22 protein-coding genes are annotated in these 25,405 nt (G+C 61.4%); 18 read left to right on the forward strand and 4 right to left on the reverse strand.

Going from position 1 to position 25,405, the window contains the following annotated elements:
- The first annotated feature begins 135 nt into the window (after nucleotides 1-135).
- From VN623_RS06955 to VN623_RS06970, 4 genes are all read left to right on the forward strand, one after another.
- Nucleotides 136-1,002, forward strand: a complete 867-nt coding sequence (locus VN623_RS06955) for a glycosyltransferase family 2 protein (protein ID WP_325569482.1) — start codon at nucleotides 136-138, stop codon at nucleotides 1,000-1,002.
- A gap of 136 nt (nucleotides 1,003-1,138) precedes the next feature.
- Nucleotides 1,139-2,206, forward strand: coding sequence for a siroheme synthase (locus VN623_RS06960; RefSeq protein WP_325569483.1), 1,068 nt, complete (start codon nucleotides 1,139-1,141; stop codon nucleotides 2,204-2,206).
- 309 nt (nucleotides 2,207-2,515) lie between these two features.
- On the forward strand, nucleotides 2,516-4,666 hold the full coding sequence (locus tag VN623_RS06965) for an OmpA family protein (RefSeq protein ID WP_325569485.1): 2,151 nt from the start codon (nucleotides 2,516-2,518) through the stop codon (nucleotides 4,664-4,666).
- 189 nt (nucleotides 4,667-4,855) lie between these two features.
- Nucleotides 4,856-6,646, forward strand: coding sequence for a hypothetical protein (locus VN623_RS06970; protein WP_325569487.1), 1,791 nt, complete (start codon nucleotides 4,856-4,858; stop codon nucleotides 6,644-6,646).
- On the opposite strand, the gene VN623_RS06975 is transcribed toward VN623_RS06970, so the two are convergent.
- Together VN623_RS06975 and VN623_RS06980 are read right to left on the reverse strand one after the other, a co-directional pair.
- The gene (locus tag VN623_RS06975) at nucleotides 6,586-7,575 is read right to left on the reverse strand and encodes an alpha/beta hydrolase (RefSeq protein ID WP_325569489.1); all 990 of its coding nucleotides are present in this window, start codon (nucleotides 7,573-7,575) and stop codon (nucleotides 6,586-6,588) included. The two genes, VN623_RS06970 and VN623_RS06975, sit on opposite strands and share 61 nt — an antisense overlap.
- A 32-nt stretch (nucleotides 7,576-7,607) precedes the next feature.
- Nucleotides 7,608-9,851, reverse strand: coding sequence for a lytic transglycosylase domain-containing protein (locus VN623_RS06980; protein ID WP_325569491.1), 2,244 nt, complete (start codon nucleotides 9,849-9,851; stop codon nucleotides 7,608-7,610).
- Between the two features lie 259 nt (nucleotides 9,852-10,110).
- Between VN623_RS06980 and dapA the strand changes: the two genes are divergently transcribed.
- Genes dapA through VN623_RS06995 form a run of 3 tightly spaced genes read left to right on the forward strand, consistent with a single transcriptional unit; the run spans nucleotide 10,111 to nucleotide 12,076 of the window.
- Complete coding sequence (dapA, locus tag VN623_RS06985) at nucleotides 10,111-11,001, forward strand: 4-hydroxy-tetrahydrodipicolinate synthase (RefSeq protein WP_325569493.1); 891 nt, start codon at nucleotides 10,111-10,113, stop codon at nucleotides 10,999-11,001.
- A gap of 23 nt (nucleotides 11,002-11,024) precedes the next feature.
- Entirely contained in the window at nucleotides 11,025-11,498 is a 474-nt protein-coding gene (gene smpB, locus VN623_RS06990) for an SsrA-binding protein SmpB (protein WP_325569495.1), read from the forward strand.
- A gap of 5 nt (nucleotides 11,499-11,503) precedes the next feature.
- Nucleotides 11,504-12,076 carry a peroxiredoxin gene (locus tag VN623_RS06995; protein WP_325569497.1) on the forward strand — a complete coding sequence of 191 codons (573 nt, stop codon included), beginning with the start codon at nucleotides 11,504-11,506 and terminating at the stop codon, nucleotides 12,074-12,076.
- Here VN623_RS06995 and VN623_RS07000 read toward each other — a convergent pair.
- Nucleotides 12,057-12,719 carry a uracil-DNA glycosylase gene (locus VN623_RS07000; protein WP_325569499.1) on the reverse strand — a complete coding sequence of 221 codons (663 nt, stop codon included), beginning with the start codon at nucleotides 12,717-12,719 and terminating at the stop codon, nucleotides 12,057-12,059. The genes VN623_RS06995 and VN623_RS07000 overlap by 20 nt on opposite strands.
- A gap of 30 nt (nucleotides 12,720-12,749) precedes the next feature.
- Entirely contained in the window at nucleotides 12,750-13,388 is a 639-nt protein-coding gene (locus VN623_RS07005) for an NYN domain-containing protein (RefSeq protein WP_325569501.1), read from the reverse strand.
- Between the two features lie 377 nt (nucleotides 13,389-13,765).
- Between VN623_RS07005 and rpoZ the strand changes: the two genes are divergently transcribed.
- The 11 genes from rpoZ to VN623_RS07060 form a co-directional block, all read left to right on the forward strand.
- Nucleotides 13,766-14,218, forward strand: coding sequence for a DNA-directed RNA polymerase subunit omega (gene rpoZ, locus VN623_RS07010; RefSeq protein WP_325569503.1), 453 nt, complete (start codon nucleotides 13,766-13,768; stop codon nucleotides 14,216-14,218).
- Nucleotides 14,219-14,320: 102 nt separating this feature from the next.
- Nucleotides 14,321-16,552 carry a bifunctional (p)ppGpp synthetase/guanosine-3',5'-bis(diphosphate) 3'-pyrophosphohydrolase gene (locus VN623_RS07015; protein ID WP_325569505.1) on the forward strand — a complete coding sequence of 744 codons (2,232 nt, stop codon included), beginning with the start codon at nucleotides 14,321-14,323 and terminating at the stop codon, nucleotides 16,550-16,552.
- 199 nt (nucleotides 16,553-16,751) lie between these two features.
- Entirely contained in the window at nucleotides 16,752-17,264 is a 513-nt protein-coding gene (locus VN623_RS07020) for a DUF2062 domain-containing protein (protein ID WP_325569507.1), read from the forward strand.
- 84 nt (nucleotides 17,265-17,348) lie between these two features.
- Entirely contained in the window at nucleotides 17,349-18,128 is a 780-nt protein-coding gene (locus VN623_RS07025) for a pyridoxine 5'-phosphate synthase (RefSeq protein WP_325569509.1), read from the forward strand.
- On the forward strand, nucleotides 18,128-18,544 hold the full coding sequence (gene acpS, locus VN623_RS07030) for a holo-ACP synthase (protein ID WP_325569511.1): 417 nt from the start codon (nucleotides 18,128-18,130) through the stop codon (nucleotides 18,542-18,544). Before VN623_RS07025 ends, acpS begins: the two co-directional genes overlap by 1 nt.
- A gap of 206 nt (nucleotides 18,545-18,750) precedes the next feature.
- Nucleotides 18,751-19,512, forward strand: a complete 762-nt coding sequence (gene lepB / locus VN623_RS07035) for a signal peptidase I (RefSeq protein WP_325569513.1) — start codon at nucleotides 18,751-18,753, stop codon at nucleotides 19,510-19,512.
- 18 nt (nucleotides 19,513-19,530) lie between these two features.
- Nucleotides 19,531-20,238, forward strand: coding sequence for a ribonuclease III (gene rnc / locus VN623_RS07040; RefSeq protein ID WP_325569514.1), 708 nt, complete (start codon nucleotides 19,531-19,533; stop codon nucleotides 20,236-20,238).
- The gene (gene era, locus VN623_RS07045) at nucleotides 20,231-21,169 is read left to right on the forward strand and encodes a GTPase Era (protein WP_325569515.1); all 939 of its coding nucleotides are present in this window, start codon (nucleotides 20,231-20,233) and stop codon (nucleotides 21,167-21,169) included. Before rnc ends, era begins: the two co-directional genes overlap by 8 nt.
- 22 nt (nucleotides 21,170-21,191) lie before the next feature.
- Complete coding sequence (gene recO, locus VN623_RS07050; protein WP_325569517.1) at nucleotides 21,192-21,911, forward strand: DNA repair protein RecO; 720 nt, start codon at nucleotides 21,192-21,194, stop codon at nucleotides 21,909-21,911.
- 641 nt (nucleotides 21,912-22,552) lie between these two features.
- Nucleotides 22,553-23,488, forward strand: a complete 936-nt coding sequence (locus VN623_RS07055) for a hypothetical protein (RefSeq protein ID WP_325569519.1) — start codon at nucleotides 22,553-22,555, stop codon at nucleotides 23,486-23,488.
- Nucleotides 23,489-23,719: 231 nt separating this feature from the next.
- On the forward strand, nucleotides 23,720-25,405 hold a 1,686-nt coding region (locus tag VN623_RS07060), incomplete at its 3' end, for an acetyl/propionyl/methylcrotonyl-CoA carboxylase subunit alpha (protein WP_325569521.1).

A 25,405-nucleotide genomic window follows, 5' to 3' on the forward strand; every position in this document is an offset into this window, starting at 1 on the left:
AAAATCCGGCCAATCTGGGAGGTTGGCCGCGACAAGTTGGTCGGGTTGACGGCGAGCCCGTCCGAAGAAACACTTAAATCGCTTCGCATGCAGCGCGCATCGCATGTTACTAGAAAAGCTCTGGGGGTGCGTTACATGCGCAGACTGCCGATTTCCTGTTTCATTATCGCGAAAGATGAAGCGGATCGCATCGGTCGGACGATCGAGTCTGTCCAACCTTGGGTGAACGAGGTCATCGTTGTCGACAGCGGCAGCACCGATGACACGATGGCCGTGGCAATTCGAGCGGGGGCTCGCGCCATCAGCAATGCTTGGCCGGGGTTCGGACAACAAAAGCGCTTCGCCGAGGATCAATGCACGAACGACTGGCTCTTGAACATCGATGCCGATGAAGTCGTCACACCAGAGCTTTGCCGGGAAATCGAAGCGCTTTTCGCGAACGGGTCGCCGCCATGCGTCGCCTACGGAATGCCGGTTCAATTGGTCTATCCTGGAGCGTCGAAGCCAAGGCGGTGGGCCCGCGACCACTGGTGCATCCGCCTGTACGATCGCCGCGCCGTTCGCTTTCGCGCGTCGGCAGTGCACGATTCGGTCGTGACCGGCAGTCATCGGTACGGAAGACTTCAGGGTGCCCTGCACCACTTTTCGATGCGCTCGTTTGGCGACATGAAACGCAAGTTGAACGAGCGGACATGGCTTTCGGTCGAGCATGCCGAGCTTCTTTCGAGCGCCGGACTTATCCCACGCTTGTTGACCGAAATGCCGATGAACTTCCTCAAGTATTATATTACGCGACGCCATTTTACCGGTGGCTTGATGGGGCTGCGGTACGCTTCGATCCACTCATGGTATCGATTTTTGAAAATCTATCGCGTGTGGCACGAAAGAACGTTCGGAGCAGGCGTGCTCAACGCCGGGCAGGTGCCAACCACGCGAAGCGAGTCGACTGACGCGCCGGACAATGAATTGCCGCGCAATAACGCCGAGTCCAACCAAACATAGTGAATGAGCACGAGCGACGCGCTCATCATCAGCCAGCCGTCCGCCCCGATCGGTACTCATTCGCGGATATCGCTTGCCGAGCCGCGCGCACGCGGCAAAAACTGCAACCGATGCCCCCGAGCCGAGGTCTAACTCAATGCCAACCGAAGACGCTGACGAAAGACCGCTGCCGGATGCCGCGACGAGACGAGCCCGCATTGAGGCCATGGCGACGTTGCCGGTTTTCTTCAAACTCGGCAGCAAGCGAGCGGTTGTCGCCGGCGGCAGCGAGGCCGCGCTTTGGAAAACTGAGTTGCTTGCTGCGACAGGCGCTTCAGTCGACGTGTACGCCGATGCGCTCGCTGAAGGCTTCCATGATCTCGTCGCTTCGCCCCCAAGCGGAACGATAGCGTTGCGTCGGCGCCGCTGGGGGCCCGCCGACCTCAACGGTGCCGCGATTGCCGTGGGTGCGATGACGGACGACGCCGAAGCGGCGGCGTTCGCGGCCGCGGCCCGCGCCTCGGGCGTACCGGTCAACGTCATCGACCGGCCGGAGTTCTGCGACTTCCAGTTTGGCGCGATCGTCAACCGCTCGCCGCTCGTCATCTCGGTCTCGACCGACGGCGCCGCACCGGTATTGGGGCAGGCCATACGCTCACTCGTCGAGAGTCTATTGCCGGAAGGCTTGGCGCGCTGGGTCGATGCCGCCAAGTCCTGGCGGCAACAGGGCGACCGCCTCGGTGGCACGATGGCGGAGAGGCGAGGGTTCTGGAATCGCTTCACCGATCTGGCGATGCACGATGCTGCGCGACCGCCGACAGACGCCGACCTAAGGCAGCTTCTGGCATCCGTTGCTGACTCGGCCCACGGACGGGTCACGATCATTTCTGTCGGGAGAGTAGACGCCGATGCATTGACACTTGGCGCGGTGAGGGCGCTCCGCGCTGCCGACAGCATTTTTTATGACGCGGGAGTGCCGGCCGCGGTTCTCGGGTTTGCCCGCCGCGAGGCGGAGCGACGGGTCGTCACCGGCACGCTATCCGGCCGAGCCGCATCGGCGGTTGAAATCGCAGGCGCGATAACCGCCGGGGCGGCCGGGAGAAAGCGCGTCGTGTGGTTGAAGATCGCGGACGGCTCGAACATCGGTTCCGTGACGGAGGATGCCGACGCGCTTCGCGCCGCCGGCTTGCTCGTGGACATCATTCGCACCGTCGGCCCCGATTAGCCTCGAGATGTGCCATTCGTTCGCCGCGAAGTGAGGTGAGCATAACGGGTCCGTACGACCGCGGCCGGGGTCCCTGCTTGCATGCCGCCAAGCCGAAAAGCTTCTTCTTCCAGCATATTAGCTTAGTTCGTGAGGCTCACCACCTGCCTTGGAATGGTTCGGGCACTTGGCTATACTCGCGTCCGGGGGTCCGCTGGATCAAAGTTTAGCCACGCGGGGCGCGAGCGGTAACGCATCGCTCCCGCCGCGGCTCGACGTTGGTCGTTCCGCTGTGGCTTCGCATGGTGTCGGTTTCGGAGTCGCGTACGCATGCGCTGCAATCCTTCCCTTTGGCTTTTGGGTCTCATCCCGATTGCAATGTTGAGTTGGATTGCCGTGCAGGTCGAGCACGAAGGCATCGAGAACGACCTTGCACGCCGGACCGAGGACGCACTGCATCGCACGGGCCTTGATTGGGCCGTCGCGCGCTTCAACGGGCGCGACGGCGTTGTGACGGGCAAGGCCATCGAAGACCGGGGCCCGCAGCGCGCCTTGGCTCTTGTACGCAACGTTTGGGGCGTGCGTACTGCGAATAACCGATCGGGGCTGGTCGAGCGGGTCGATAAATTCGTCTGGTCGGCGAAGGCTGAAACCAATGGCCGTCTCACCCTTTCGGGCGATGTCCCGAGCGAACAAGCTCGAAAATCGCTCATCGACACCGCTCGGGCCGAATTTCCGAAAGCCGCCGTCGCCGACAACATGCGCCTGGCACGCGGCGCGATCGATCGCGATGACTGGCTCCGGGGCGCGACGTTCAGCCTGAAGAACCTGGCGCAATTGAAAACGGGTGTAGCCGAGCTTTCCGCTCTCGATTTGTCGATGACCGGAGACGCGCCGACTTCGGATGCGTACCGGCGTGTACGCACGGCGTTGGCAAAGCAACGCCCGGCTGGCGTCAACCTGGCCCGCGAAAAGATTACACTGCCTGTCGCAAGCCCCTTCACGTGGTCTGCAAAAAAGGCAGGCGACAACGTCTCGATTTCCGGCTTTGCGCCCTCAGATGAGGATCGCGGCATAACAGCGTCGCGTGCCAAGGCAAAATTTGCGAAAGCGAGCATTTCCGATCACACCGATATCGCCGGCGGAGCCCCTGAAGGCTGGGGAAAAGCCGTTTCGGTCGTGCTCGATCAGCTGGCGTTGCTCAAATCGGGCGAAGCCGCATTCCGCGACAAGGAGCTTACGTTTGCTGGCGAAGCCGCCGACGAGCAGGCGGCGTCCGCGGTCAGGCGAACGCTGAAACTCGACGTGCCACAGAACTTTAAAATTATCGATCGCATTCGCTATCCGAGGCCGGATCTTCCGGCACCCGGAGCCGGCTACGTCATGGGCATCGTCAACGACGGCTCGGCGGTCGAAGTGATCGGCATGGTTCCGAGCGAGGCGACGAGGGTCGCCCTCGTCGATACTGTCAAAGCCCGCTTTCCCGGACGAGCCGTGACGGACAAGACCCAAGTCGTGCCCGGAGCGCCGGAAGGCTGGCAGCAATGCATCGTCGCCGGCCTCGCGTCGCTGCCGCGCCTCACGCGCGGCAAATCCATGTTGACGAACCGCAAGCTCGAGGTGACCGGCGAGACGGATGACTATGCCGCCGCGCAAAGTGTGCCAAACGACGTCAAGGGCGCGGCGGGCCAGAGCTGCGAGGCGACGACGAACATCAAATTCACCGGTCAGATGAAAACCGATCTGACCTGGAACGCTACGCGCGATGCGAGCGGTCTGGTAACGCTCGAAGGGGAAGCACCTGACGACCCGACGCGCACGCGTCTCGTTGAAATGGCTCGGCAGATCTACGCGGGCTCGAGCATTAGCGACCGGATGAAGATCGTCGGTGCGTCGGCGGAGCCCTGGATGTCTGCAACGCGCATCGGGCTCGAGCAGCTGGCGCGATTGCGCCGCGGCGACGTTTCGCTTGCCGCCAAAGAATTGACGATCAAAGGCGCAGCCGACAGCGAGCAGGTAGCGAAAGACATCCGCGGCGTCCTTTCCACCGATTTGCCCCCGGGCTTCAAGGGAACTGACGCGATAACGGTCATGACTGCCGACGAGAAGGCTGCGGACAGTTGCCAGAGCCTGATGCGCCAGACGACGGCCAAGGGGATGATCAATTTCGAACGGGCCAAGTCCGACTTGACGGCCGACAGTACGCAGACTCTCAAAGACCTCGTCGAAATTGCCAACGAATGTCCGGCCTTCAGTATTCAGATCGAGGGCCATACGGACGCGGAGGGTACAGATGAGCGTAATCAGAAGCTTTCGGACCGCCGTGCGCAAGCGGTCGCCGATTTCCTCGCCCGCAACGGCGTCGATGCGAAACGCCTGACGACCGTCGGGTACGGCGCAACGCGGCCCCTTGCCGACAATGACACGGAGGCGGGACGGGCCAAAAATCGCCGCATCGAATTTACCGTCAAGGCCAACTGAGGAGCGCGCTTAGCGTCGGAGATCAGGCAATGGATTACTTGTTCTTGAAACTCATTTGGTGGATTGCGCTGGCCTTCGTGCTCGGCATCTTCACAGGCTGGATTTCCTGCAGCGGCGAGAAAAAGTCGTGAAGCTGGTCAAGACAAATTTCACAGAACGCCTACGCGCTGGGCGCATGTGGGGTCATTTATGAATCAACTGCTTCTGCAGACATTCCTGTTGCTGCTCGCTTCGTATTTCATCGGCGCGTTCCTGGCTTGCCTCGTCAAGCGGGCGGTCGCCGGAATGAACACGGCTGAGCCGGCGCGCGTCCCGATTGGGGCCGTCGTCGAACCCTCGATCCCGCCGCCCGTTACCTTTGCGCCGCCGCCCGTTCGCTCACGCCTTCCGCCTCCCGTCAGACCACCCGCCACCCCGCGTCCAATCGATCCCGTGCAACCCCGGATCGATGTCTTGCGTCGCCCCGAACCGAGGAAGCTGCCGAAGCTCGTCGATCCGGGACGCTTCGAACGCGCGTTGATGGGGCCTGATCCGAACGAGGGCATACCGAGAAAGGCGATCGCCGAAATCCGCCCCAAGGTTCTGAAATCGCCGACGGGACCGGTACGGCCACGCGCGCCCGCGCCGGTAGTCCAGCCTGAAACGCCGCCGCCGCCCCCGATTGCCGAAGCCGGTATTGCTGCGGCGGCGGAAACGCGCGCGGCGACACCGTCGCCATCATCGGTATCCGTGCCGTCGATCGCCAAGACAAATACGGATGCCGCTCCGCCTCGGCGTTTGCTGAGTGACGCGACGACGTCGGCGGCAGCGGCCGCCGTTGCGGCGGCGAAAGCGGCCGCGGCTGCATCGATTGGCGTATTTTCGCGAAGCACATCCACGGAAGCAAAGCCCGCGCCGGATAACGTGCCGGAAAAGGTTGCCGACGCCGATCCCGCGCCTGCACCCGATCCCACTCCCCCAGCGGCGAGTGACACAAAGGCGTCTGCTGAAACGTCTCCTGAAATCAAGACGCCTACTGAGATCAAACCCGCAGAAAAAGCGGCCGCTGTCGCCAAGCCCCCCATTGAAGGCGGCGACGACCTGCAGCGCATTCGCGCCATCGACGCTGAGGCCGAACAGAAGTTGAAGGGCCTCGGCGTCAACTATTTCGAGCACATCGCAACGTGGACCTCATCTGACATCAAGCGGATCGGCCAGGCGTTGGGCATTCCCGGACGGATAGACCGCGAGCAATGGGTCGAGCAGGCGCAAATCCTGGCGAAAGGCGGAGAGACCTACTATTCGCGCAATCGCTTGGCGGCGCTAAAGGCGAATACACCGGCGCCGCAGGTCGAAACCGAAAAGAAATCGGCTGAGCAGCCTCAAGACACCACTACCTCATCCGACGAGACCACGGCCTCGGCAACACAGGTCAAGGAGGCCAGCACGCAGAAATCGGCGCTCACTGGTGTGGCAGCTGTCAGCCATGGCCGATCCGTTGCCGAAATGGCCTCCGCCGCGGCCGCTGCGATTGCGGCTGCATCGGCGAGCGTGACGCGCGGTCTCAAACCGATCGAGCCTATCTCGCCGCTCTCGAAAGTCGATCCGAAAATATCGATTCCGGCCAGACTGTCCGACGCCATCAGGGAAAGGATGGCGGCGTCCGCTGCGGCAATGGTCGACACCGACAGCCCGACCACTGAGAAATCCGAACCGAAGTCCGCACCGGCAAAAGAAGGCCATGTGGACGATTTGAAGCGCATTCGCGGCATCGGCGTTCTGATCGAGAAACGCCTCAACGCCATGGGCGTCATCAGCTACGAAAATATTGCCAATTGGACCAGCGGCGATATCGACCGTGTCAGCCAGGTTCTCGAATTCGGCGGACGCATCGAACGCGAAAGCTGGGTCGAGCAGGCGCGCATACTTTCAAGCGGCGGTCAGACCGAATTCTCGCGCCGCGTCGACCGTGGCGAATTCGATACGAGCCGCGAAACGTGACCGAAATCGTTTCGTGACAGTGCCCCACGGCGCATGTCGTCGTTGGGCGCATCGGTCCCGGCAAAGAACGAACTGATTTTCGAAATCGTAGGGACATCGCGCAGCAGCGGCGCGTGGCCTTCGGCCGGCACGGTGATCGCGGTCAGGCGTGGATGGCGCTGGCGCATGTCTTCAACCGTCTTCTCCGACAAGAGATCTGAGTTGGCGCCGCGGACGACGAGGACGGGTATCCGTTTCATCGCCTCGAACTGCGGCCACAGCGCTGGCATCGGTCCATCGAGAACGGACAGGCACTTGGCGAGCTTTTGGTCGTAGCCGCTTGCCGGCTTGCCGTTCTTGTCGTTGAAAAACTGCCGCGCGATGGCTTCCGCGTCTGCGTCCGTCAATTTTGGAAAATCGCGCCGCGTCAAATCACGCACGACGCGGGCCGCGTCGGCCCAGTTCTTCGGCAGCGGAATGCGACCGGCATAAGCCGCGATGCGCGCCAGCCCATCCATTTCGATGACCGGGCCGATGTCGTTCAGAACGACCGCGCCAACGAGGGACGGCTGCACGGCCGCAAGCACCATCGCGATAAGGCCGCCGCGCGACGTGCCAATGATACCGGCGTTGCGCAGTCCGAGCATGATCATGAAGTCGATGACGTCCTGCATCTCGATCGGAACGGCGTAGTTTTTCCAGTCCGTATCGTGCTCGGAGAGCCCGCGCCCGCGCGTGTCGAGCGTGAACACATCGCGGGGCGGCGACCCCTGGCTCAGCGCCAGAGCGATGCTGTGAAAATCGCGGCTGTTGCGCGTCAGTCCGGCTAGACATACGACTGGCCGCGCTTCCGTAGCACCGCGAGCCCGATAGTGACGGCCATAAAGCCGAAGCCCATCGCGCACGGTGAAGTAGATGTCGTCGAAACCCTGCCCTGCCGCTTCCGTCATGCGCTGGTTCTGCCCTTGAGCCGCCCGGCCTCTCAGCCCTCTCTATCGTCGCTTGCGCCCGCACCGGCATTGCTGCTGCCGGGAGCTTTGGCATGGGCGCGCGCCCGAACGAGATCCTGCTGAACGCGAAGCGCATTCGCAGTGTTGCCGAGGCGGGCACGATACACCTGAATGTTCGCAAGCACCTTAGTTACATAGTCGCGCGTTTCGGTGATCGGTATGCGTTCGATCCAGTCGACCGGATCGACATTCGGATCGCGCGGGTCGCCGTTTTCGCGAATCCACTGGCGCGCTCGTCCAGGCCCCGCATTGTACCCAGCGAGACCGAGCACATAGGAACCGCCGAAGTCGTCCAGCCGGTCGGCGATATAGGCCGAGGCTATCATCACATTATACTCGGGGTCCGAGAGCAGCCGCGGGATCTGGCATTTGACCTTGTAGTCGTGGCAGACGTGACGGGCCGTAACCGTCATGACCTGCAGCAGACCCTTGGCACCGGCGCCTGAAACGGTTTGCGGTTCGAACTCCGTTTCCTGCCGCGCAAGGCCGAGCAGGAACGCCGTCTCGGGCGGCGACCTGAGAGGCTTATAGGACGGGAACGGCTTGGTCGGGTACGCGTACGTCAGCAGGTTCTGACCCTTCGCAACCGCGCTTTTTGCAATCCGTAGAGACATCTGTGGGTCGCCGAGCGCTACTGCGACGTGCGCCACCATGCCGGTTTCCGCCTCGCTCGGCAGGGCGTTGCCAAGCCCAATCAGAAAGCTCCGCGTGTAGACTCGCGATAGCTTGGCTTTGCTCGCCAGCACCAAGGCCTTTACGGCATCGAGTGAAATGAACTTGCGGACTTGTTGCGGCGAAGGCAGCGCCGGCGGTTTGATCTCGAGGTTGGTACGGCCGTGTTGCAGTATCTGCATCGCCAGCAGACCGTGGAACGTGTCGGGGTTCTTCGTCGCTAGCTTGTATTGCCTCACGGCTTCCGCCTTGTCGCCGCGCGCATCGGCGACGCGGCCAAGCCAATAGGCGGATTTGGCGCGGCTCAAGGGTCCGTCGGCGGCAGCGGCAAAATCCTTGAAGTGCTTCTCGGCAACGCCGGGCTTGTTCAAATACCTAAACGCAATCCAGCCCGCCATGAACGTCTGTTCCTTGAGCGGGTTTACGGTGAGTGGACCGGCATCTTTGACGAGCTCGTAGGCGAGCTTCATCCTGTCCATCTTCAGCGCGCCGTAGGCGAGTTCGCGCCGCTCGGCCCACCATTCATCAAGAACCGCGATCTTTTTCGGATCGGGCGGTATCGCGAGAATGATCTTAGCCGCCTCTTCGACTTTGCCCGCCTTGCGCAGAAGCTGAATGCGGTGAAACGCGAGGCCGGTATCGCCTTCGCCGCCGGAGGGCAGCGCATTCATCAGCGCGCGTGCATTGGAAGCCTTATTGAAAACCGCCAGCCGCGCAGTGGCCTTCTTCTGCTCTGCCTCGGGCAAGAGCGGAATGACGCGGCGGGCGAAAGCGGCGCGCTCGGCACGGTTGCCGGCGTAGCGGACGTCATCGGTCACCATCCGATTGAAGCGCCACTTGTGGTCGGCGGGCGTCAGCAGATTGCCGAAGCGTTTGAGGAAGTCGTCCTCGAGTCCCGCCGGGATCGTCATCTCGCGCCAGACTTTTGCGGCGAGCTTCCTTGCTTCTTCGGTATTGCCGTCGGCGAGATTCGCGGAGGCGAGCGCGGCGTAGCCCATGCCGGTTTCGGGCGGCGAGGCTGCAAAGTAGCTTTTGATCGACTTGGCGCTGCCGCCTTCGGTGAACAGTGCCGCCTCGAGACGCTCCGTCAGTAGCGAGCGTGCGGGCCAAAGCGGGTTGTCTCTGAGAAAGGCTTTGTATTCGGCCGCGTCGCCCATTCCGTTCCGCAGGCGTATCCAATCCGCGAGCTTACGGGCAATGGGATCGGAGATCTGAGCCTTGGCGCCAGCGAAGCTATCCATATTATTGGAGCGGACCGCACTGACGGCGTCGCGAAGATGCTCGGCGTCCTCGGCGGAAGGCGCGATAGACAGCAGCGGCGCCAGCGCCGCGTCGAGCTTGTCGAGATGTGCTTTTTCTGCGGCGAGGGGGCTAGGCGCCGGAACGTCCTTCAGCGGCGCATCGGCATAAAGCGATCCACTCGCCATCGTCAGACCGGCAACGGTACACCACGCCAATAGGGCGATTGGCGCACGCGAACGGATGCGATTCGACGTTATGGGGTGAGAACTTAGAGCCATCATGTCCCATTCGATGAAACGCATCACTGGCCGGTCTTGCGGCGCAACTGCCGAGCGCTTAATGTCGCCGCGCTTGCGTCACCGTGTGACAATATCGTCCGCATTAAGCGGGATATAGCTACCGGCGCAAGCTCTACAAGCTGGACGAGGTGACATGCTCGTGCGGCAACACCATGTCTCTCTGGCCGTTAACCTGTGGGCACGGGTGCAATATCAAAGACCGGGACGTTTCGATGCTGACGGGCGCGTAGGGCCTCCCGGCTTCCCAAGTTAAGGCGGACGTATGTTCAAAGGCTCGATCACGGCACTCGTTACGCCATTTAAAAATGGCAAGGTTGATGAAGCGACCTTCACGCGCTTCATCGACTGGCAGATCGCGGAAGGCACCAACGGTCTCGTTCCCGTCGGCACGACGGGCGAAAGCCCGACGCTCGACCACGAGGAACACAAACGCGTCATCGAACTGACCGTGAAGGCCGCGAAGAAGCGTGTTCCCGTAATCGCCGGCACCGGATCGAACTCGACGGATGAAGCTGTTGAGCTGTCGCAATTCGCCGAAAAGGCTGGCGCCGATGCCGTGCTCGTCGTCACGCCCTATTACAACAAGCCCTCGCAAGAGGGGCTGTACCGGCATTTCAAAGCCGTCAACGACGCCATCGGCATTCCGATCATCATCTACAACATTCCGAGCCGTTCCGTCGTCGACATGTCCGTGCAGACGATGGCGCGCTGCTACGAGCTGAAGAACATCGCCGGCGTCAAGGATGCGACGGCCAATCTCGCGCGTCCGTCGCAAACTCGGGCAGCACTCGGACCCGACTTCTGTCAGTTGTCCGGCGAAGATGCGACGGCGCTCGGCTTCATGGCGCACGGCGGTGCCGGGTGCATTTCCGTCGCCTCGAATGTCGCGCCGCGTCTGTGCGCCGAATTCCAGAAGGCTTGCCTTACTGGAGATTTCAAAAAGGCGCTGGCATTGCAGGACCGGCTGACTCCGTTGCACGAAGTTCTGTTCGTCGAGACCAATCCGGGGCCGATCAAGTATGCCGTATCGCGCTTGGGCTTCGGCACGGCGGAGATGCGTCTGCCGATGGTCGGCATTTCCGACGCGACGCGCAAGGCCGTGGACCAGGTGCTCCTTCAGCTCGATCTTATAGACGCTAAAGCTGCCGAGTGATTGCAGCCGGAGACCGTTGAGTTATGGCCGCCAAACGCGACGACGGCAGCACGCTGGTCGCTGAGAATCGCAAAGCACGGCACGAGTACTTCATCACCGACAGCTGGGAAGCGGGCATCGAACTCCTCGGCTCGGAGGTGAAGTCGCTGCGCCGTGGGCAATCGAACATCGCCGAGAGCTACGCGTCCGTCGAAGAGGGCGGCATTTGGCTGATCAACAGCTATATCGCCGAATATCCGGGCGCTGCTCTCTTTCCTCATGAGCCACGGCGTAAGCGCCGGCTGCTGATGCACGCAACCGAAATCCATAAAATTTCGATTGCTATCGAGCGCAAGGGCATGACGCTCGTGCCGCTCGAAATGTATTTCAACGAGAAGGGCCGGGCCAAGGTGAAGCTTGGCCTCGCGGAAGGCAAGAACCACTCCGACAAGCGTCAGGACGCGGCCAAGCGTGACTGGAACAGGCAGAAGGCGCGACTAATGCGGGAGAAAGGTTGAGCCTGATGGCAAAGCCCGACGACTCCTCCGTCGATACGACGACGTTTCCGGTTCCCGAAGACGATGGCGCCGCGAAGCATCTGATCGCCGGTACGCGACTGCCGGACGTGGCGCTCGTCGCGACGCGGGGCGCGAGCGTCAATCTCGCGCGCTATCAAGAACGCGCCGTCGTCTTCGTCTATCCGATGACGGGCGCTCCGGGCATTGCAAACCCGCCCGATTGGGACACCATTCCGGGTGCGCACGGATCGACGCCGGAGGCGGAAGGCTTTCGCGATACCCACGCGGAATTCGAGCTACTTGGCTATGACGTCTTCGGCGTCAGCGCTCAGTCGCCCGATGATCAGCGCGCCTTCGCTGCGCGTTCCGGAATTCCATATCTACTCTTGAGTGATGCGGGCTTCGCGTTCGCCGATGCACTGGGTCTACCACGCTTCGACACGGGCGGAGTATCCTACCTCAAGCGGCTGACGATGATCGTGCGCAACGGCGTCATTTATCGCGTCATCTATCCCGTACATCCACCGGGCAGCCACGCACGCGAGCTGCTGCGGTCGCTCAAGCAAGCTCACGACTGATCGCTTCAAACACCGAGTGAAACATGCCGGTCGTCAGCCGGCCGGTATTCGTATTGTACCGCGAGCAGTGATAGCTATCGAACAGCACGCGACCGTCGCCGAGGTCGTGGCGGGCACCATGAGCAAAGGGGAACAGCGCCTTTCTCTTGCTCAGCGTCGTAAGCGTTTGTTCGTGTGCGATACGGCCGAGCGCCAGGATGACCTTGAGCCGAGGCAAATGACCGAGGCGCGCAGCGAAGTAAGGCCTGCAGGTTGTTATCTCGGACGGTTCGGGCTTGTTCTCGGGCGGTACGCAGCGCACCGCATTTGTGATCATGCAGCCGGCGAGTTCGAGGCCATCATCGGCGCGGGCCTGATACTCACCCGCAGCAAAGCCGAACTTCAGAAGTGTTTCATAGAGCAGGACCCCGGCATAATCGCCGGTGAAGGGGCGGCCCGTGCGATTTGCTCCGTTTCGTCCAGGCGCCAATCCAACGATCAGAAGCTGCGCGTCGGAACCGCCGAATGATGGCACGGCGCCGTTGAACCAGCTCGGCTCTTTGTTCTCGTTTTCGCGGCGATAAGCGACGAGGCGCGGGCACCGCTGGCACTTCTCGGGAGCCTCGGGGCCAAACGTTGCTCCCGCTGCCGGCGTGCCAGCCATATCGTGCAGATCCTCAACGAAGGAGGTCGATCAGACCTCTTCTTCGGCGAGGTCGTCGTCTCCCAGATAGTTCGAGTCGTGCGCCGATTGAAGCTGTCCACGACCCTGGTAGCTCCGCCCTTCGCGGGGCGCCCGGCCATTTTGCGCACGGCCGACTTGATCTTCAAGATCGGCAAGGTCGACAAACTGATCGGCTTGGCGGCGCAACTCGTCAGCGACCATCGGCGGCTGCGTTTGAAGCGTTGAAACGACGCTGACGCGCTTGCCCTTTTGCTGAAGCGCCGCAACGAGGCTGCGGAAATCGCCATCGCCGGAAAAGATCACGATGTGATCGAGATTGTCGGCGAGACGCATCGCATCGACGGCCAGCTCGATGTCCATGTTGCCTTTGACTTTTCGCCGGCCGGTCGCGTCAGTGAATTCTTTGGTGGGCTTCGTCACCATCGAGAAGCCGTTGTAGTCCAGCCAATCTATCAACGGCCGGATCGACGAATACTCCTGCTCCTCGGCGAGCGCGGTATAATAGAGAGCCCTTACGAGTTGGCCCTTCTGCCGGAATAGCCCAAGCAATCGTTTGTAATCGATGTCAAAACCGAGCGATTTCGCCGTTGCATAGAGGTTAGCGCCGTCAATGAAGAGAGCCATGCGCTCAGTCGGATAAAAATGCATCGATGGCTCTCCTAGCGCGAATGCTTACTAAACATTGTCCAAAAACTTCGCTGGAGCCGGCGGCGGGGAAGCTGTATTCCCGAGGCAATTCCCGGCATCCAAGGGGTGGAGAATGTTTTATGCGGTCTCTACAGCGTAGAGTACTAGCCTGTTTGGCATAACAGGTTTGTTTAGCAGTGAACAATTGTGACAAATAGTCGGACACCCAATCAATGCCCTTGCTGCAGTCAGGTGCCCGCTACCGGTGTTGGACCTTGATTTCGCGCCTATGACGTGCCAAACAGATAACAACGAGGCGCTGGGAAGCGGTCCCGAGCGATTGTTTGCGCCCATACTCCAAATAGCCGAAGTGTCTATACCAAGGGAAGGTCAGCCCCATGGCTCGCGTTACCGTCGAAGATTGCGTCGACAAAATTCCAAACCGCTTTGAACTGGTGCTTCTCGCCGCCCACCGGGCGCGTGCGATTGCCAACGGCAGCGCCATGACGGTCGCGGCCGACGACGACAAAAACCCTGTGATCGCGCTGCGCGAGATCGCGGATCGCAAGCTTTCGCCGGACGACATGCGCGAGACGCTGATCACCTCGATTCAGAAGAATACCGAAGTCGATGAGCCGGAAGCCGTCGCTGCGCCGCTGTTGCCACCGGAGCGCCGCGCCCCGATGCTTGGCCGCGACGATCTCGGGTCGGATACGCAAGTCGACGTGATGACGGAAGAGCAGCTGCTTCGCGGCCTCGAGAGCATGACGCCGCTCGAGCCGTCCGCCAACATCGGATCGGGACCGGGCCCGCGGGAACGCGATCGCGATCCGCGCGATCGGTCACGCTGAACCGTGTCGCGAGCTTGCCTCGCGACATCGTTGCCTTCCAATCTACTTTAATCTGCTCTGCAGATTCGGCTACGCTTGCGCCTTGAAGGAGTGCGGCGGGTCATGATGCGGCAATACGAACTCGTCGAGCGGGTTCTGAAATACGATCCGAAAGCGGATGAGGCTCTGCTCAACCGCGCCTACGTCTACGCCATGAAGGCGCACGGCAACCAGAAGCGCGCCTCCGGTGCCCCTTATTTTTCCCATCCCCTCGAAGTCGCCGCCATTCTGACCGACCTGAAGCTCGACGACGCGACGATCGCGACGGCGCTGCTGCACGATGTCATCGAAGATACGGATGCGACACGTACCGAAGTCGATCAGATGTTCGGGCCCGAGATCGGCAGCCTCGTCGATGGCCTGACCAAGATCAAACGCCTCGACCTCGTGTCGAAGAAGGCCGAGCAGGCCGAGAATTTCCGCAAGCTCCTGATCGCGATCTCGACCGATATCCGCGTGCTGCTCGTGAAGCTCGCGGACCGGCTCCACAACATGCGCACGCTCGAGCACATGAAGCCCGAGAGCCGCCAGCGAGCGTCGGAAGAAACGCTGGATATTTACGCGCCTCTCGCCGGCATGATGGGCATGCAGGCGCTGCGCGAGGAGCTAGAGGATCACGCCTTTCGCTGGCTGCATCCCGGAGCCTACGAGGCGCTGACCGAGAAGCTCGCCGACATGCGCCAGCGCAATCAGGGACTCGTTGAAGAAATTCGCCAGGCGATCGCGCGCAAATGCGCCGGTGCCGGCATCAAGGCTGAGACCGCGGGCCGGGAAAAAAGGCCTTACGCCATCTGGAGCAAGATGGAGCACAAGCAGATCAGTCTCGAACAGCTATCCGACATTTACGGATTTCGCGTCATCGTCGACACGATCGAAGACTGCTACCGCGTGCTCGGCATCGTGCATACGACGTGGGGCACCGTTCCGGGCCGCTTCAAGGATTACATTTCGGCTCCGAAGCGCAACAACTACCAGTCTGTCCATACGACCGTTTACGGGCCGCGCCACCAGCGCGTCGAATTGCAGATCCGAACGTACGAGATGCATCGGACGGCCGAATACGGCATTGCCGCTCACGCGCTTTATAAGGATCAGCAGTACCGGGCCGGAAACGGCCACGATGCCGAGGCCGGCGACGGCGAAGGTGACGACAGTCCCTATGGCCGGCTGAGGGTGATGATTTCGACGCTGCTCGAAGCGGAGAACCCGGAAGAATTTCTCGAGCACACCAAACTCGAACTCTTCCACGATCAGGTTTTTTGCTTCACGCCGAAGGGGCGGCTTATCGCGCTGCCGCGCGGTGCGACGCCGCTCGATTTTGCCTATGCCGTCCACACCGACATCGGCAACGAGGCCGTTGCCGCCTACATCAACGGCCGTCATGTACCGATCGATACACACCTGCGTAACGGCGATGAAGTCGTGATCGAAACGTCGAAGGGCCACGTTCGCCCGGCCGCCTGGGAGGCATTCGCGGTCACTGGAAGGGCGCGGGCTGCGATACGTCGCGCGGCTCGCGAAGCCGTGCGCAAGCGCTTCACCGAACTCGGCCGTCAACTTATTAGTTCGACGCTGGCAGGCGCCGAGGTCGATTACTCGGAAGAGAAAGTCAAAGCCGCTGCTCCGAAGGTAGGCTTCAAGACTGCCGACGAACTGCTGGCAGCCGTTGGACGCAATGACATTGCACTCGCCGACGTGCTCGCGGCGATCGCGCCTCCTGTCACGGCAGCGCAGTCCGACGAAATCTACAAGCCGACGCGAAGGTTCGGCCGAGCCCAGGCGCAGGACGGCTGGTTTCATATCGATAAGGTGAATAGTCTCAAATTCCGTTCCGCCGAGACCGACAACACGACAGCGATTTCAATCGGCGGACCGAGCCAGGATTTGCCCGTGCGCTTCGAACCGGGCGGCGCCGTCCCGGGCGACAGGATCGTTGGCGTCATGGCGCCGGGAGAAGGCATTCGCGTCTTTCAGATCCATTCGCCTCGACTTAAGGAATACGAGGAGGAGTACTGGATCGATGTCACGTGGGACGTCGACCCCGACCGCCCGCAGAGATTTCCGGCGCGAATCAGCGTAACGGCCGTCAATGCCCCGGGCTCGCTCGCGGAAATTGCAAAGGAAATTGGTGAAACCGGTGGGAACATCGACAACATCAAAATGGCGAGGCGGGCCGCGGACTTCACGGTCATGCACATCGAATTGGAAGTGTTCGATTTGGTGCATTTGAACCACATTGTCGCGGGACTTCGGGCAAAATCCTCGGTCGCCAAGGTGGAACGACTATTCGAGTAGTCTATATAACTTCTGAGAGTTGGCCGTGCAGTAGGATGTTACGCAAGGCGTGGTAATGGGTGGTCGTTGCGATTTGGATGAAGGTCCGTCATTCGCTCAGCCGTTTACCGGCGAGTTGACCCCAGGACAGGGCCCGAAGCCGAGGTCCGGATTGAGCTCAAGACTGAGCCTAAGGTTAAGCCCCAGACTGAACCCCGGATTGAATCCAAGACTTGGCATAGGCCGCAAGCGGCTGGCTTATTATTGGCGCCGGATTCTGCGAGTTCGCGCGACGCCGCACGAAGTTGCACTTGGTTGCGCCGCCGGAGTTTTCGCGGCGTGCACGCCCTTCCTCGGTTTTCAAATGGCGCTCGCAGGTGCGCTCGCCTTCCTGCTCCGCGTCAGTATTCCGGCGGCGTTGATCGGCACCTTTGTCGGCAATCCCTTGAGCTGGCCGGCGATCTGGAGTGCGTCCTACATCGCAGGCGTGTGGGTGCTCGGGTATGATCGCGCCTACGCAGCGGAACATTTCGCCCAAAGCGCCAATGCTCTTGGTGCCACACTGATGGCGGGAACGCCCAAGGAACTCGGTACCGCGGTAGTTAACTTGTCGCCGATCGTCGAACCCATGGTCGTCGGAGGACTTCTCGTCGGCTTGATCGCGGCGGTATTTAGTTACTATCCTACGAGACGGGCCGTGCGCGTCTTTCAAAAGCGCCACAGGTTCCTCTGAGCCGGCAGCATCGCCGGCGGTTTTCCGCGACATCCGGCGAGACAGATCTTGCGCGCTTCACGTCAACCCATTGAGACCATATCCGTGCCCACTCCTCCGCGCGCGCTCCGCCTCGGCGTCAACATCGATCACGTCGCGACGTTGAGGAATGCCCGCGGCGGCGTGCATCCCGATCCGCTGCGGGCAGCCCATCTCGCAATCGAGGGCGGTGCCGACGGCATCACCGCGCATTTGCGCGAAGACCGCCGTCACATCTCGGATACGGACATCACCCGGCTCAAGAACGAGCTGACGCGGCCGCTCAATCTCGAAATGGCGGCAACGGATGAGATGCTGCAGATCGCGTTGCGCCATGTGCCGAACGCCTGTTGCCTTGTGCCGGAGCGGCGCGAGGAGCGCACGACGGAAGGCGGGCTCGATGTCCGGGGCAGCGTCAAAACGCTGAAGCCTTTCGTCGCAAAACTGCAAGGCGCCGGTATTCGCGTCTCGCTGTTCATCGAGCCCGACCTCCAAACCATCGAGGCAGCGGCAGCCGTCGGCGCCGACATCGTCGAACTGCATACGGGGCGTTATTGCAACGTCGCCCTCGATCATGATGCGGCGGGGATGGCGCGCGAACTCGAACGCCATGCCAAGGCGGCGCGTGCAGCAGCCGATGCCGGCCTCGAAGTTCATGCCGGTCACGGTCTGACGTACAATACGGTGAAGCCGATTGCCCGTATCGGCGAAATCGCCGAACTCAACATCGGACATTTCCTGATCGGAGAAGCCATCTTCGGCGGACTGTCGACAGCCGTCAGGCGTATGCGTGTTTTGATGGACGAAGGAAGAGAAGAACTGCTTGGCGCTGCGCGGGGCGGCTGATGATCATCGGCATCGGCAATGATCTGTGCGACATCCGCCGCATCGAAAAAACGATTGCCCGCTTTGGCGACCGCTTTCTCTCCCGCGTCTTTACCGAGGAAGAGCGCCGGAAGGCCTTGTCTCGGGCGCACCCGGCCTGGACCTTCGCGAAGCGCTTCGCGGCCAAGGAGGCGGCGACGAAGGCGCTCGGAACCGGCTTTCGATACGGTGTGCATTTCCGCGACATCGGTGTCGTCAACGCCCCGACCGGCCGGCCGACGCTGGCGCTCTCTGGTGGTGCCGCCCGCCATCTCGCGCGATTGACGCCGGAGGGCCATATATTGCGCATCGACCTCACGCTGACGGATGAATATCCGATGGCCGAAGCCGTGGTGATCATCTCGGCATACCGCGACAAAGAGGACCGCAGAGGTTGATGCGGCTTTTGCTTGAGGCGAGCTAATTCGCTCCCTATTTCCGTCGCTCGATCCGGCGTGACATATGCGCCCGAGTGCTTGTTTTCGCTTAAGTTTTTGTCATGTCACTACCCCTCGTTGCGGCTCAAGTGCAAACTCGCTATAGCGAACCGCCGACACGAAGCGAGCCTCGGCCGATGCCGCTTGGCGGCGCAAAGGAGCCCCGAATGAGCATTGGTATCAAGGCGACGCGATCGAGTTGGGCCGAGACCGCGATCATCGTCGTCCAGGCGCTGGCGATCGCCATGTTCGTTCGCATCTTCTTTTACCAGCCGTTCAATATTCCGTCGGGCTCGATGAAGGAAACGCTTCTGATTGGCGACTATCTGTTCGTCTCGAAGCTCTCCTACGGCTACAGCAGATTTTCCTTTCCGTTCAGTCCCGACCTGTTTTCGGGCCGCATCTTCGGCGCTGAGCCGAAGCGCGGCGACGTTGCCGTATTCAAGCTGCCGCGCGACAACTCGACGGACTATATCAAGCGCGTGATTGGCCTGCCCGGCGATGAAATTCAGATGAAGAACGGCCAGCTTTTCATCAACGGCCAGGCCGTGCCGAAGGTGCGAGACGGAGAATTCGTCACGCGCGAAGATGGCATTCCCGCGCGGCATATTCCGGTTTACGATGAAACGTTGCCCAACGGTGTCAAGTACCAGGTCCTCGATAGCGATCCGAACGGACCCTACGACAACACCGGCGTCTACAAGGTGCCGGAGGGGCACTACTTTATGATGGGCGACAACCGCGACAACTCGACGGACAGTCGCGTGCGCAGCGCGGTGGGGTTCGTGCCTTTCGAAAATTTCGTCGGTCGCGCCGAGGTGATTTTCTTTTCCGCGAAAGTCGACGAACCCGACGCCCTACGTTGGTGGTCGCCGTGGACTTGGCCGTTTGACATCCGCTGGAACAGGTTTTTCCATCTCGTGCGGTAATGGCAAGGCGTCGATGCCATGCTGAGGCCTCGCAAATTCAAAGAGCTTGAAACCAAACTCGGACACCGCTTCAAAAATCCGGGGCTCCTGGAGCGCGCGTTGACGCACGCCAGCGTCAGGGGCGGCAAGACGGCGCGTTTCGATAACGAGCGACTGGAGTTCATCGGCGACCGTGTGCTCGGACTGGCGATCGCTGAGATTTTGAATCAGCAATACCCGGAGGCGAGCGAAGGCGAGCTGGCCCGTCGCTATAACCGCCTCGTTCGCGGCGAGGCTTGCGCCAAGGTCGCCCGCAACACGGGGCTTGGCGCCCACCTCATTCTCTCTGAAAGCGAGGCAGACAGCGGCGGCCGCGACAAGACGACGATCCTCGCCGACGCCGCCGAAGCGCTTCTCGGCGCCGTATTTATCGACGGCGGCTTCGAGAAAGCGCGTACAGTCGTTCGCAAACTCTGGCAGGAGCAGTCCGAGCCGGTGCCGGAAGTGGCGGTCGACGCCAAATCGGCTCTACAGGAATGGGCCCAGGGTCAAGGTTTGGCGCTGCCCAAATATACCGTCGTGTCGCGCAAGGGCCCAGATCATGCGCCGCGTTTCACGGCTGAAGTGATAATCGTAGGCAAGGCTCCCGCGCAGGGCGAGGGAGCTTCGAAGCGCATTGCCGAGCAAGCAGCGGCGACGGCGTTGCTGACGCGTGAAGGTGTTGGAGCCCATATTAGCGATGTCTGAAGCCGAAAAGACGACCGGGCCCGCTGCCGCCGCCGAACGCCGCTGCGGTTTCGTCACGGTGCTCGGCGCGACGAACGCCGGCAAGTCGACGCTCGTCAATGCGCTCGTCGGCGCCAAGGTCGCCATCATCTCTCATAAGGTGCAGACGACACGGGCTCCCATCAGGGGCATCGCGATCGAAGGGCCAAGCCAGATCGTGTTCATCGACACGGCCGGAATTTTCAATCCGAAGCGGCGGCTCGACCGGGCAATGGTCGATGCGGCGTGGAGTGGACTGGAAGATGCCGATGCCGTGCTGCTCGTCATCGATGCGGTGACCGAATTGGATGACGATACGGCGCAGATCGTCGAGCGTCTGAAAACTGCCCGCATGCCGCGGATCGCCGTTCTGAACAAGATCGACCGCGTTGAAGACAAGACGAAACTTCTGACGCTCGCCAAAACGCTCGACGGGCAGATGGCGTTCGACCGCATTTTCATGGTCTCGGCGCTCGACGGCAAAGGCATCGCCGATCTTCGCATCTATCTCGCAGGTATCGTTCCGGCAGGCCCGTGGCACTATTCGGAAGATGACGTGACCGACGTTCCGATGCGCACGCAGGCGGCCGAGCTGACGCGGGAATGCATCTATCGCTTTCTGCACCAGGAATTGCCGTATACGACGACCGTCGAGACGACGGACTGGAAGGCGTTCAAGGACGGCTCGGCGCGCGTCGAACAGACGATTTACGTCGAGCGCGACAGCCAGAAGAAGATCGTACTCGGCAAGGGCGGCGCGACGATCAAGAGAATTTCAACGGAAGCCCGCCGCTCGATCGAAGAGATGGCGGGACATCGCGTGCATCTGTTCCTGTTCGTGAAAGTGCGCGAGAACTGGGAAAGCGACCCGGAGCGATACCGGGAAATGGGATTGCCTTTCCCGAAGACTTGAGGCGCATGGCGCTTGTCGAAGCATGCAATGGACGGATGAAGGCATCGTTCTTTCGGTGAAGCCGCATGGCGAGACCGCGGCTGTCGTCGATCTGTGGACGCGCGCCCACGGCCGGCATCTGGGCCTCGTACACGGCGGCCGGTCGCGGCGTCTGCGTCCGGTCCTGCAAGCCGGCAACCACGTCGATGCAACCTGGAAAGCCCGTCTCGCCGATCAGCTCGGGCACATGAGCATCGAGATGCGGCGCGCCTTCGCGGCCGAAACGCTGGACGATCCAACGGCGCTGATGGCGCTCTCGACGATCACCACGTTGACGCGCCTGTTGCCCGAGCGCGACCCGCATCCGAACCTTTATGAGATCACGCTCTTTGTCTTCGGGTTTCTGAATGACGCGACGGTGTGGCCGGCGCTTCTGGTCAGGTGGGAACTGGCGCTGCTCGAGGAATTGGGCTTCGGTCTCGATCTCAGCCAATGCGCCGCGACCGGCAGCAATGACCGGCTGATCTACGTCTCACCGAAATCAGGACGCGCCGTCTCGGCTTCGGCTGGCGAGCCTTACCGCGACAAGCTTCTCGTTCTTCCCCAATTTCTCACTAAGCAACGCTCGGCTCCCGTGACGAATTCCGACGTACATTTGGGCTTCGCGTTGACCGGACATTTTCTCGAAAAGCATGTTCTGCTCCCGCGCGGGCAAACCCTGCCGCAATCGCGTGCGCGCCTGCTCGCACGCCTCGGCGCGTGAGACCCATCGTGACAATGATGAATACTGCGTAACGATCGCATCCTGGCGACGGATACTCCGACATCGCACGTTTCATTATTGACTGCCGGCGACGTGATTGCGGGATCACCCGCCGCGCAGTTACCGATCGCGCCACGGGCGGCGGTGTCCTCTTTCGCCCCCGGAAGGCGCCATTCCAACCGGCCTTGAGTTCGCAGTTTAATACCGCAAGCGTTAGGGCCGGCACGGCCCGTTCGGTAGCCCCCCGCCGGACGGGCCTCTCCGTATGCGGGCTTCTGTGAATAAGTTTCAGTATCGCGCAATTTGAGGGATGGCGGCCCGGCCTTCAGCAACGGTTCATGCGGGATCGGCGACAACATCCACATGTCGGCTGCGCTTGCGGGAGTGCGCCAGGCAAACGAGGGCCGCGGCAGCAACCGTGGCCCTCGAAATTTTGTGACGCCGCCGCCACAGCCGCCGCAGCGCCCGTGATGGCTGTCCGGCAATCACGCGCATTTTAAGCGGTAATTAAGCATAGCCGCCTAATCTCGGGCATCTAGTTTTTGTCCTGGGGTGCGGTGTCGTCGATGAGTGGATTGCAAGCCCTTCGGGTTGACGACATTGTGAGTCGCGGCAGCCTCCGGGACACCGATGTCCGGCTATTGCGTCAGATCTTCTACGAAGACGGGATCGTCTCTCCGGCGGAAGCGGATCTGGTGTTCAAGCTCAACAATGCGTGCCCCGTGCAGCACGCCGATTGGGCCGACTTTTTTATCGAAGCCATCACCGACTACGTCGTGTTCCAGGAACGGCCCCAGGGCTATCTGACATCGGCCAACGCCCATTGGCTGATTGACCAGATCGCTCACGACGGCAAGGTGGACAGCAAGACCGAACTCGAACTCCTCGTCACCGTGCTCGACAAAGCGCGCTGGTCGCCTGTCAGTCTGGTCAAGTTCGCGCTCGAGCAGGTGAAGCACGCTGTCATTTCCGGAAATGGTCCGCTTCGAAACGGCAAGGCACTCGTCGCCGGACAGATCACGGAAGGCGAGGTCGACCTGCTGCGCCGCATTCTCTATTCTTTCGGCGGCGACGGCCACGTCGCCGTTACCCGCGATGAAGCCGACGTTCTGTTCGAAATCGACGAAGCGGTCGCAGACGCAGATCCCAATCCGGCCTGGACCGACCTTTTCGTGAAAGCCATTGCCAACGTCATGATGTCGGCGTCGGGCTATTCGGTACCTTCGCGCGAACAAGCCTTGCGGCAGGAAGCTAGCCTACAGAGCCCGGAACAGCAAACGTCGGTACTGGCGTCACTGCTGTCGATGGTGCAGTCCAACCTGGCGTCGGTGCAGGACGCCTATCACGATCAGACGGCCGAGGAGCGGGCGCTGGCCCGGCTCGAGCATCAGCGCATCGAGATTATCACGAACGAGGAAATCACCGCGGCCGAGGCGACTTGGCTTGTCAGCCGGTTGGGCCGCGACGGGCGCCTGAGCCCAAGCGAATCGGCCTTGATCGCGTATCTGAAGCACGAGAGCCCGAAGATTCACCCCGTACTGACCGAAGCCGTCGATCGGCTTGGCACCGCGGCCTGAGTTTCTTGCGGCTTAGTCACTACGCTCGAAACGCCCGCGGGACGCGATAGGAGGTCCTCGGCCGTTTCGCCCGCCAGCTATCGTGCGGCAGCGGATCGCAGAGGCGGCGCTATTAACCGACTTCTTGTCGTGTTTACGCAGCCCCCCGCACGCACTAGAACGGCGTCTGGCTTCCCTGGAAGCACCAATCAGCAAAGACGAAAAGATCACGGGGAAGGACCGGGGCGGCCTATGTTCAAGAAAATTCTGATCGCAAACCGTGGAGAGATCGCCTGCCGCGTCATCAAGACGGCGCGCCAGATGGGAATCAAGACGGTTGCGGTCTATTCGGACGCCGATCGCGACGCTCTTCACGTCGACATGGCCGACGAGGCCGTCCACATCGGCCCCGCGCCTGCAGCCGAATCCTATCTCGTGATGGAAAAGATCATCGAAGCCTGCAAGGCGACGGGCGCCGAGGCCGTGCATCCGGGCTACGGGTTTCTCTCGGAGCGCGAAGCCTTCCCAATCGCGCTGCAGAAGAACCGCATCGTCTTTATCGGTCCGAACTCAAAAGCCATCGCGGCGATGGGAGACAAGATCGAGAGCAAGAAGGCGGCAGCCGCTGCCAAGGTCTCGACCGTCCCCGGCTACTTGGGTGAAATCAAAGACGGCAAGCACGCCGTGCAGATCGCCAACCAGATCGGCTATCCGGTCATGATCAAGGCCTCGGCCGGCGGCGGCGGCAAGGGCATGCGCATCGCCTACAATGCGAAGGAGGCAGAGGAAGGCTTCCAGCTGGCGCGGTCCGAAGCCAAGTCGTCGTTCGGCGACGACCGCTGCTTCGTTGAGAAGTTCATCGAGAACCCGCGCCACATCGAAATTCAGGTCATCGGCGATAAGCACGGTAACGTCGTCTATCTGGGCGAGCGCGAGTGCTCGATTCAGCGCCGCAACCAGAAGGTCCTAGAAGAAGCGCCTTCGCCGCTCCTCGATGAAAAGACGCGCAAGGCCATGGGCGAGCAGGCCGTCGCATTGTCGAAGGCCGTCGGCTACGACAGCGCAGGCACCGTCGAATTCGTCGCCGGCCAGGACCGCTCGTTCTTTTTCCTCGAGATGAATACCCGTCTTCAGGTCGAGCATCCGGTGACCGAACTCGTCACCGGCATCGATCTCGTCGAGCAGATGATCCGTTCGGCGGCCGGCGAGAAACTGCCGTTCAAGCAGTCCGATATCACCCTGACGGGCTGGGCCGTCGAGAGCCGCGTTTACGCTGAAGACCCATTTCGCAACTTCCTGCCGTCGATTGGCCGCCTCGTGAAGTACCGGCCGCCGGCTGAGGGCACGAAGGACGGAGTGACGGTGCGCAACGATACGGGTGTCTTCGAGGGCGGCGAGATCTCGATGTATTACGATCCGATGATCGCCAAGCTCGTGACCCATGCCCCGACGCGCCTTGCCGCAATCGATGCGCAGTCCACGGCGCTCGATGCCTTCTATATCGATGGTATCCAGCACAACGTGCCGTTCCTTGCCACGATGATGCAGCATCCACGATGGCGATCGGGCAAGATTTCGACTGGGTTCATCAAGGAAGAGTTCCCAGACGGCTTCGTACCGCGCGAGCCGGAGGGCAAGGATTTGATAACGATCGCCGCGGTCGCCGGTGTGATCGACCACCTGGGGAATGCACGTCGCCGCGGCATCACTCATCAGATGGCCGGCCGTTCGGTCAGCTTCGCCAAGCGCCGGGTCGTGAAGGTTGGGTCTGCGACCGTGGTGCTCGAAGCCCTGGGTGAAATCCCCGGTCCTTATTACGTCTCCATTCTCGATGCCGACGGTCAGCCGACGAAAACGTTGGAGATCACGTCGGAGTGGTGGCCGGGTCAACCGGTCTGGAGAGGCACGGTCGAGGGCGCCGAGGTTGCGGTGCAGGTT

The sequence above is a fragment of the Hyphomicrobium sp. genome, assembly GCF_035572195.1.
Lineage (GTDB): Bacteria > Pseudomonadota > Alphaproteobacteria > Rhizobiales > Hyphomicrobiaceae > Hyphomicrobium_B.

What these genes read in the sequence shown, in the direction of transcription:
- VN623_RS06995 (WP_325569497.1), top strand. Translation starts at nt 11,504, where the DNA reads ATGGCAAAGCCCGACGACTCCTCCGTCGATACGACGACGTTTCCGGTT.
- rnc (WP_325569514.1), top strand. Translation starts at nt 19,531, where the DNA reads ATGCTGAGGCCTCGCAAATTCAAAGAGCTTGAAACCAAACTCGGACAC.
- lepB (WP_325569513.1), top strand. Translation starts at nt 18,751, where the DNA reads ATGAGCATTGGTATCAAGGCGACGCGATCGAGTTGGGCCGAGACCGCG.
- VN623_RS06955 (WP_325569482.1), top strand. Translation starts at nt 136, where the DNA reads ATGCGCAGACTGCCGATTTCCTGTTTCATTATCGCGAAAGATGAAGCG.
- VN623_RS07000 (WP_325569499.1), bottom strand. Translation starts at nt 12,719, where the DNA reads ATGGCTGGCACGCCGGCAGCGGGAGCAACGTTTGGCCCCGAGGCTCCC.
- recO (WP_325569517.1), top strand. Translation starts at nt 21,192, where the DNA reads ATGCAATGGACGGATGAAGGCATCGTTCTTTCGGTGAAGCCGCATGGC.
- rpoZ (WP_325569503.1), top strand. Translation starts at nt 13,766, where the DNA reads ATGGCTCGCGTTACCGTCGAAGATTGCGTCGACAAAATTCCAAACCGC.
- dapA (WP_325569493.1), top strand. Translation starts at nt 10,111, where the DNA reads ATGTTCAAAGGCTCGATCACGGCACTCGTTACGCCATTTAAAAATGGC.
- VN623_RS07015 (WP_325569505.1), top strand. Translation starts at nt 14,321, where the DNA reads ATGATGCGGCAATACGAACTCGTCGAGCGGGTTCTGAAATACGATCCG.
- acpS (WP_325569511.1), top strand. Translation starts at nt 18,128, where the DNA reads ATGATCATCGGCATCGGCAATGATCTGTGCGACATCCGCCGCATCGAA.
- era (WP_325569515.1), top strand. Translation starts at nt 20,231, where the DNA reads ATGTCTGAAGCCGAAAAGACGACCGGGCCCGCTGCCGCCGCCGAACGC.
- VN623_RS06960 (WP_325569483.1), top strand. Translation starts at nt 1,139, where the DNA reads ATGCCAACCGAAGACGCTGACGAAAGACCGCTGCCGGATGCCGCGACG.
- VN623_RS06970 (WP_325569487.1), top strand. Translation starts at nt 4,856, where the DNA reads ATGAATCAACTGCTTCTGCAGACATTCCTGTTGCTGCTCGCTTCGTAT.
- VN623_RS06980 (WP_325569491.1), bottom strand. Translation starts at nt 9,851, where the DNA reads ATGCGTTTCATCGAATGGGACATGATGGCTCTAAGTTCTCACCCCATA.
- VN623_RS07005 (WP_325569501.1), bottom strand. Translation starts at nt 13,388, where the DNA reads ATGCATTTTTATCCGACTGAGCGCATGGCTCTCTTCATTGACGGCGCT.
- smpB (WP_325569495.1), top strand. Translation starts at nt 11,025, where the DNA reads ATGGCCGCCAAACGCGACGACGGCAGCACGCTGGTCGCTGAGAATCGC.
- VN623_RS06965 (WP_325569485.1), top strand. Translation starts at nt 2,516, where the DNA reads ATGCGCTGCAATCCTTCCCTTTGGCTTTTGGGTCTCATCCCGATTGCA.
- VN623_RS06975 (WP_325569489.1), bottom strand. Translation starts at nt 7,575, where the DNA reads ATGACGGAAGCGGCAGGGCAGGGTTTCGACGACATCTACTTCACCGTG.